The 7,275-nt window shown below is 63.7% G+C and carries 9 protein-coding genes and 1 pseudogene; 7 read left to right on the top strand and 3 right to left on the bottom strand.

Annotated elements, in window-relative coordinates:
- Positions 1-187 (bottom strand): annotated as a pseudogene (locus tag EN964_RS18730) (keto-deoxy-phosphogluconate aldolase); the annotation flags it as partial.
- 286 nt (positions 188-473) lie between these two features.
- Between EN964_RS18730 and EN964_RS18735 the strand changes: the two are divergent.
- The 3 genes from EN964_RS18735 (at position 474) to EN964_RS18745 (ending at position 3,263) form a co-directional block, all read left to right on the top strand.
- The gene (locus EN964_RS18735) at positions 474-1,394 is read left to right on the top strand and encodes a rhodanese-related sulfurtransferase (protein ID WP_127276610.1); all 921 of its coding nucleotides are present in this window, start codon (positions 474-476) and stop codon (positions 1,392-1,394) included.
- A 117-nt stretch (positions 1,395-1,511) separates the two neighbouring features.
- Complete coding sequence (locus EN964_RS18740) at positions 1,512-2,249, top strand: tellurite resistance TerB family protein (protein ID WP_127268077.1); 738 nt, start codon at positions 1,512-1,514, stop codon at positions 2,247-2,249.
- Between the two features lie 258 nt (positions 2,250-2,507).
- On the top strand, positions 2,508-3,263 hold the full coding sequence (locus tag EN964_RS18745; RefSeq protein WP_127268078.1) for an SDR family oxidoreductase: 756 nt from the start codon (positions 2,508-2,510) through the stop codon (positions 3,261-3,263).
- Here EN964_RS18745 and EN964_RS18750 read toward each other — a convergent pair whose 3' ends face one another.
- Positions 3,264-3,629 carry a YciI family protein gene (locus tag EN964_RS18750; protein WP_127268079.1) on the bottom strand — a complete coding sequence of 122 codons (366 nt, stop codon included), beginning with the start codon at positions 3,627-3,629 and terminating at the stop codon, positions 3,264-3,266.
- A 151-nt stretch (positions 3,630-3,780) separates the two neighbouring features.
- The gene (locus tag EN964_RS18755) at positions 3,781-4,965 is read right to left on the bottom strand and encodes a pyridoxal phosphate-dependent aminotransferase (RefSeq protein ID WP_127268080.1); all 1,185 of its coding nucleotides are present in this window, start codon (positions 4,963-4,965) and stop codon (positions 3,781-3,783) included.
- Positions 4,966-5,048: 83 nt separating this feature from the next.
- Between EN964_RS18755 and EN964_RS18760 the strand changes: the two genes are divergently transcribed.
- The 4 genes from EN964_RS18760 to EN964_RS18775 form a co-directional block, all read left to right on the top strand.
- Positions 5,049-5,735, top strand: a complete 687-nt coding sequence (locus EN964_RS18760) for a GNAT family N-acetyltransferase (RefSeq protein ID WP_127268081.1) — start codon at positions 5,049-5,051, stop codon at positions 5,733-5,735.
- A gap of 10 nt (positions 5,736-5,745) precedes the next feature.
- Positions 5,746-6,726, top strand: coding sequence for a cation diffusion facilitator family transporter (locus EN964_RS18765; RefSeq protein WP_127268082.1), 981 nt, complete (start codon positions 5,746-5,748; stop codon positions 6,724-6,726).
- An 89-nt stretch (positions 6,727-6,815) separates the two neighbouring features.
- Positions 6,816-7,028, top strand: coding sequence for a hypothetical protein (locus tag EN964_RS18770; RefSeq protein WP_127268084.1), 213 nt, complete (start codon positions 6,816-6,818; stop codon positions 7,026-7,028).
- Between the two features lie 16 nt (positions 7,029-7,044).
- Positions 7,045-7,275: NAD-dependent epimerase/dehydratase family protein (locus tag EN964_RS18775; RefSeq protein ID WP_127276612.1), on the top strand; the 231-nt coding region annotated here is incomplete at its 3' end.

The raw sequence follows: 7,275 nt of genomic DNA on the forward strand, positions 1-7,275 counted from the left end.
CCCCAGCGACCCGCCGGATCGCTTCCAGCGCATCGGCGGTCCTCAGCGTGATCTCGATTGCCGGCAGGCCGCCGCGCGCCAGCGCGCGCGCCAGCGGCACGGCATTGGCGATATCAGAGATCTTCAGCACCGGGATGACCGGCTGGCCGTTGAGGAGCGACAAGAGTTTTTCGGTATTGCTGGGCATGTGTCTCTCCGTGGCGTGGACAATTCAACCGATTAGCAGAAGGCCGTTTTCCTGTCCACGAAGCCGGCCGTGTCGCGATGTCACGTGTCGCCCATGCTCGCCAAGCTTAGCGCGGCTGCCAGCTCGGCGGTGCCGGCAGCTTTGTCAGGATAGGAATTTTTTCTTGACTCCCTGATCTCAGCTATGGTACAAATTCGCCTATGGTGCAGATTTGCGCCCGGGACCTCCGAACAGGATGCCTGCTTTGCCTTGAATAGGCTTTCGTGAGCGTCTAGTGGCTTCGGCAATGACATCACTTCCACCCTTCCGCGTCGCAGCGCTCTACCGGTTTGCCCGGCTCGACGCTTTCGAAGAACTGCGCGCGCCGCTCGCCGCCTTCTGCTGCGGGCGCGGCATCAAGGGCACGCTGCTGCTGGCGCATGAAGGCATCAACGGCACCGTCGCCGGCAGCGAGGCGGCAATTGCCGAACTGATCTTGTATCTCGAAGCCATCGAAGGGCTGGCGGGCCTCGAGGTCAAGTACAGCGCAGCCGCGGACATGCCGTTCCACCGCATGAAGGTGCGGCTGAAGCGCGAGATCGTTACCATGGGTGTCGATGACATCGATCCTTCGAAAAGTGCCGGCACCTATGTCGCGCCGGCCGACTGGAACGCGCTGATTTCGCAGCCCGGCACTGTCGTCATCGACACGCGCAATGCCTACGAGGTGTCGATCGGCACATTCAGGGGTGCGATCGACCCGGCCACCGCAAGCTTCCGCGAGTTCCCGGCCTGGGTGGAGGCGCACCGGGGGGAACTCGAAGGCCGCAAGGTGGCGATGTTCTGCACCGGCGGCATTCGCTGCAAAAAGGCAACCGCCTATGTCAAATCGCTCGGCTTCGAGGATGTCTTCCATCTCAAGGGCGGCATTCTCAAGTATCTCGAAGAGGTTCCGGCCGAACAGAGCCTCTGGCAAGGCGAGTGCTTCGTCTTCGACGAGCGCGTTTCGGTGTCGCACGGCCTCGCCGAGGGCGAAGCGGAACTGTGCCGCGCCTGCCGCCACCCGCTGACACCGGGCGACCTGACGTCGCCCAAATTCGCCGCCGGTATTTCCTGCCCGCATTGTTTCGATGCGCGTTCGAACGAGGACCGCCAGCGTTATGCCGAGCGCCAGCGCCAGGTCGAGCTTGCGCAGGCGCGGGGCAGAGAGCCGCATATCGGCTCCTGATCCGGGCATCAAGCTGCTGCAAAGCGGCCGCCTGTCATTGCAATGTCAAGTTTCGGGACCTACGTCTTCGACGTTCGAAACCTGCCCGTTCGGCCGGGCAAATCCTGGAGGCACTGAATGTTCGATCCCAAGAAGCTTCTCGACGATCTGCTCGGCTCGCAAATCCCCGGCACCAGCGGCACCGTCCGCGACAAGGCGGGGCAGGCCGTGCAGATGGCCAAGGACAATCCGCTGGCCGCCGGCGCACTGGCCGCCGTGCTGCTTGGAACTGGTGCCGGTCGTAACGTGACGGGCGCCGCGGTGAAGCTTGGCGGACTGGCCGCCATCGGCGGCCTCGCCTACAAGGCCTACCATAACTACAAGGCCGGCAACGCACCCGCCGAAGCACCGGCGGCCGGCGAACCGGAATTGCTGCCGCCGCCCAAGGACACCGCCTTCCACCCGTCGCAGGCGCCGCAAGGCGAGGACGAATTCACGCTGACCCTGATACGGGCGATGATCTCGGCGGCGAAGGCCGATGGCCATATCGACGATGAAGAGCGCCAGAAGATCGCCGGCAAGCTCAGCCTGGCCGGCATAGACTCCGATGCCGAAAAGTTCCTGATGGCGGAGCTGGCAAGCCCGCTCGACCTCGACACGCTGGTCGCCGGCGCCAAGACCGACGCGCAGAAGCTCGAACTCTACACGGCGTCGCGCCTGACCATCGATCCCGACACCCGCGCCGAGCGTGGCTACCTCGACCTGCTTGCAGGCCGGCTCGGCCTGCCGGACGCGCTGGTCGACCATGTCGAGGCAACGGTTTCGGCGGCCAAGGTGCCGGCCAAGGCAGGGACGTCACCCAATCCGCGCTGGTAGGCCAAAACGGCACAGGAGGCGCTTTCCGGGTTAACCTCTCGTTAACCCAGCAAGCGCATCATTCAACACAGTCGGATCGGCTTTTCCTCCTCCCAAGCCCGGTTCAGATCAGGGGCGGTCGCCAATGGCCGCCCTTTTTGTCGGCCCGATCGGATGGACACGCTTGCCATCGCCGCCGTCATTTGCGATGCCTTCCTTTTTCGAGCCAAACCCCGAAAATCAGTCGAGCAAGCGCAGCGCTGCCGGAGGACAACAGCCATGACCGAGCAAAGAACCGCCATCGTCACCGGGGCCGGCACGGGCATCGGCAAGAGCGTCGCCACGGCGCTGCTCAAGGCGGGCTGGAACACAGTGTTCTGCGGACGCCGCAAATCCGTGCTGGATGCAGCCGTGGCCGAGGCCGGGTCCACCGACGCCAAGGCCCTGGCGGTTGCCTGCGATATCAGCAAGGCAGGCGAGGTCGACGATCTGTTCGAGACCGTGGCGGCGGCCTTCGGCCGTGTCGACCTGCTCTTCAACAATGCCGGCATGGGCTACAAATCGACGCCGATCGACGAGATACCGGTCGAAGTGTGGAACGATATCGTCGGCGTCAACCTCACCGGTTCGTTCCTGTGTGCCCGTGCCGCCTTTGGCGCCATGCGCAAGCAGAAGCCGATGGGTGGCCGCATCATCAACAACGGTTCGGTGTCGGCCTATGCGCCGCGCCCGGGCTCGGTGCCCTACACGGCGACCAAGCATGCCATATCAGGGCTGACCAAGACGCTGGCGCTCGACGGCCGGCCTTATGACATCGCCTGCGGCCAGATCGACATCGGCAATGCGCTGACCGATATGGCGCAGCCGATGACGGTCGGCGTGCCGCAGGCCAACGGCTCCATATCAGCCGAAGCGGTGATGGATGTTCAGCGCGTCGCCGACGCCGTCGTCCACATGGCCAGCCTGCCGCTCGACGCCAACGTGCTGTTCATGACCGTGATGGCGACCAAGATGCCGTTTGTCGGGCGTGGCTAGTCATTCTCCCGGTAGCTCTGTGCCGGGCAGATAGAGCGCGATAGGACGGATCTCGTAGACGGCGGTCGGATTGACGCGACGAAAGTCGCGCGCGATAGCGATGGCATCGTCCCGCGTCGGGCAGTCGACGACATAGAGGCCGAGAAGCTGTTCCTTGGTTTCGGCGAAGGGGCCGTCGACGATCATGCCGTCGCGCAAGGTGCAGGCCGATTGTGTCGCGCCAAGCCGCGCCGACGGGCCAAGGCTGCCGTCGGCATAGAGCCCTTCATGGATCTTGAGCAAGTCAGCCATCAGCGCCGTATCTTCCTGCGGCGTCAGCGCCTTGATTGCGTCTTCCACATGATAGGCAAGGATTGCATAGAACATCCGATGTCACCCCACTTCGATCCTGATCCGAGGACCGTAGCCGTTCTCGACATGCACGCCCAGTCTTGGCCGCGCGCCTCCGGACGGCTCATGACACGGTCATGCCACAGCCGCAAATTGTCCGGAAGAGGACAGCGGGCCGCTTTCAAGCTTACTTCGCCAGGAAGGCCCCGATCCGTTCCAGCGCCCGCAAGATGTTCTCCTCGGAATTGGCGTAGGAGAGCCTGATATAGCCTTCGCCGAGAATGCCGAAATCGGGACCGCCGATCAGCGCCACGCCGGCCTCGTCGAGCAGCGCCGAGGCGAGCTTCTTGGCCTTCCAGCCGGTCTTCGAGACGTTGGGGAAAGCGTAGAACGCGCCCTTGGGCGTGATGCAGGACATGTTGGGCAGCGCGTTCAATCCCTCGACGACGATCTTCCGGCGGCGGTCGAAGGCGCGCATCATATTGGCGACATCGTCCTGCGGGCCGTCGATTGCCGCGATGCCGGCGAACTGGCTCGGCGCGTTGACGCAGGACCAGCAGTTGACAGCCAGCTTGCGCACCTTGTCGTAGAGATGGGCGCCCTTGTCGCCATTCGGCCAGATCGACCAGCCCATGCGCCAGCCGGTCATCGCCCAGGTTTTCGACCAGCCGTTGAGCACGATCAGCCGGTCACGGATCTCGGGAAAGCCGAGCAGCGAGCAATGCGTCTCGCCATCATAGGTCATGACGTCGTAGATCTCGTCGGAGAGGATGGCGACCTGCGGATGCGCCTCCAGCCCCTTGACCAGTTTCTCGATCTCGGCACGCGGCGTGACGCCGCCTGTCGGATTGGCGGGCGAGTTGAGGATCAGCAGCCTGGTCTTCGAGGTGATCAGCGCCAATGTCTCCTCGGCCGAGAAGGCAAAGCCGTTCTCCTCGCGCATCGGCACGGGAATAGGGGCTGCACCGGTGAACTCGATCATCGAGCGATAGATGGGAAAGCCCGGATCGGGATAGAGGATTTCGGCGCCAGGTTCGCCGAACATCAGGATCGCGGCGAACATGGTTGGCTTGCCGCCGGGCAGGATCATCACCGTTTCGGGCGATACTTCGACACCAGTGGTGGTCAGCGTGCGCCGCACCACCGCTTCGCGGGTCGCCAGCAGGCCATTGGCCGGCGTGTAGCCGTGATGGCCGTCGCGCAGCGCCTTGATCGCCGCCTCGACGATGTGCTGCGGCGTCTTGAAGTCCGGCTGGCCGATGCCGAGATTGACGATGTCGCGGCCTTGTTGGGCAAGTGCTGTGGCCCTCGCGAGCACGGCAAAGGCGTTTTCCTCGCCAAGGCGGTCGAAGGCCGAAATCGTGTGGAGCATTTTTCCCGTCCGTGTGGTTCTTGCTGTTGGGTCGCGTTTTTGTGAGCTTCGGCTGGCAAAAGTCAAACGGATTGGAGCTTTCGGTGTCGGAAAATCTCAGGGATTGGCAACCGCGCCCGCGGCCCGAACGCAAGACCATCGACGGAAGCACTGTCCGGCTCGAACCGCTGAGTGCCGCAAAACATGGCGATGGCCTCTATGAAGCGTCCTCCGTGTCCGACATCGACGGCCGCTTCGCCTGGTTGCCCGATTATCCGCCGGAGACCCGCGCCGCCTTCCAGCCATGGCTGGACAAGGTCGAGGCCAGCGAGGATCCGCTGTTCTTCACCGTCATCGACAAGCCCAGCGGCAAGGTCGCCGGACGCCAGACGCTGATGCGCATCGATCCGGCGTACGGCGTCATCGAGATCGGCAACATCTATTGGGGACCGCTCATCTCGCGCAAGCCGGGGGCGACCGAAGCGCAGTTCCTGTTCATGAAATACATCTTCGACGAACTCGGCTACCGCCGCTACGAATGGAAGTGCAACAACCGCAACGAGCCATCGAAGCGGGCCGCCGAACGGTTCGGCTTCAAGTTCGAAGGCATTTTCCGCCAGCATCTGATCGTCAAGGGTGAAAACCGCGACACTGCGTGGTATTCGATCATCGACAAGGAGTGGCCGGCGCTGCGCCGTGCCTACGAGGCATGGCTCGATCCGGCCAATTTCGATGGCGACGGCCAGCAGAAGCGACGGCTCGAGGATTGTCGCGCGGAATTCGGCGCCTAGGAGTTCGCCATTGGCACATACCCACGATCACAGCGGGCACGATCACATTGGGCACGATCATGGGCCCGGCCATGTCCATGGCTCGACCGACAAGAAACGCGTTCTGATCGCAGCCTGCCTGACCGGCGGCTTCATGGTCGCCGAAGCGCTTGGCGGCATCCTCACCGGCTCGCTGGCGCTGCTGGCCGATGCCGGCCACATGCTCGCTGACTCGATCGCGCTCGGCCTTGCCTGGTATGCCTTCCATCTGGCTGGCCGCCCGGCGACTGTTCGCCTCACCTATGGCTTCGGCCGGGTCAAGACGCTGGTGGCCTATACCAACGGCATTGCCATCTTCGTCATCGCGCTGTGGATCGTCTATGAGGCGTGGGGGCGCCTGCAGGCGCCGGCACCGGTGCTTGGCGGGCCGATGCTGGCGGTGGCGATCCTCGGCCTGCTGGTGAACATCGGCTCGTTCTTCGTGCTGCATGGCGGCGACCGCGAGAGCCTGAACATGCGCGGCGCCATCCTGCATGTGCTTGGCGACCTGCTCGGCTCGGCCGCGGCCATCGCGGCGGCGCTGGTCATACTGGCGACCGGCTGGACGCCGATCGACCCGATCCTGTCGGTCCTGGTCTCGCTGCTGATCCTCTACACGGCGTGGTCGCTGATGCGGGAAGCCGCCCATGTCCTGCTCGAGGGCGTGCCGCCAAGCCTCGACCGAGATCTGATCGCCCGGGATATCGAGGCGACGGTCCAGGGCGTGCGCGAAGTGCACCACATGCATGTCTGGTCGCTCGACGGGACCAGTAATATGGCGACGCTGCATGCCTGTCTCGACGAGGGCGTCGATGCGCATCAGGCGGTGAGTGCCGTCAAGAAGCGGCTTGCCAGCGAGCACGGCATCAGCCATGCCACCGTGGAACCGGAATTCGGCCAGTGCGCCGACGATGGCGAGCACGACCATGGGCACGAGCACGAAGCGGCTGCATATCACGACCACCATCACTAGGACCGATCGATTGATGTCGATTGGTCCTGCCTCGGGAGTTGCAAAACCTTGAAAACCAGCTTGATGAACACCCGCTGCCGTGGTGCGGCGTGATGGATCGTGACACCAGGAATGCTCTTATCGCTGCCGTGTGGATCATGCTTCTGTTTGGTATCGGCGCCTACTATCTGCCGACCGTAATGCTGGCACTCGGCAGCCTTTCGACGGTGCTGGCCGGCGCCTTTGGCATCGTCTTCGTGCTGGCGTTCTTCTCGGTGTTCTGGTTGCGGGCTCGCAGCCAGCGCAAAAATCAGGGTAAATAGGCAAGGGATTTTCGATATGCGCATTCTGATCACTGGCGCCGCGGGTATGGTCGGCCGCAAGCTCATCGCCCGGCTGGCCAAGGACGGCACGCTGCGCGGCCGCAAGATCACGGCGCTTGATTTACACGATATCGTGCCGCCACAGGCCCCGAGCCTGGATGGCGTCAGCGTCACGCTGCACACTGGCGATCTCGCCGAAGCAGGGGCCGCTGAGCGCCTGGTCGCATCGCGCCCCGGCGTCGTGTTC

It is taken from the genome of Mesorhizobium sp. M7A.F.Ca.CA.001.10.2.1 (genome assembly GCF_003998575.1).
GTDB lineage: Bacteria > Pseudomonadota > Alphaproteobacteria > Rhizobiales > Rhizobiaceae > Mesorhizobium.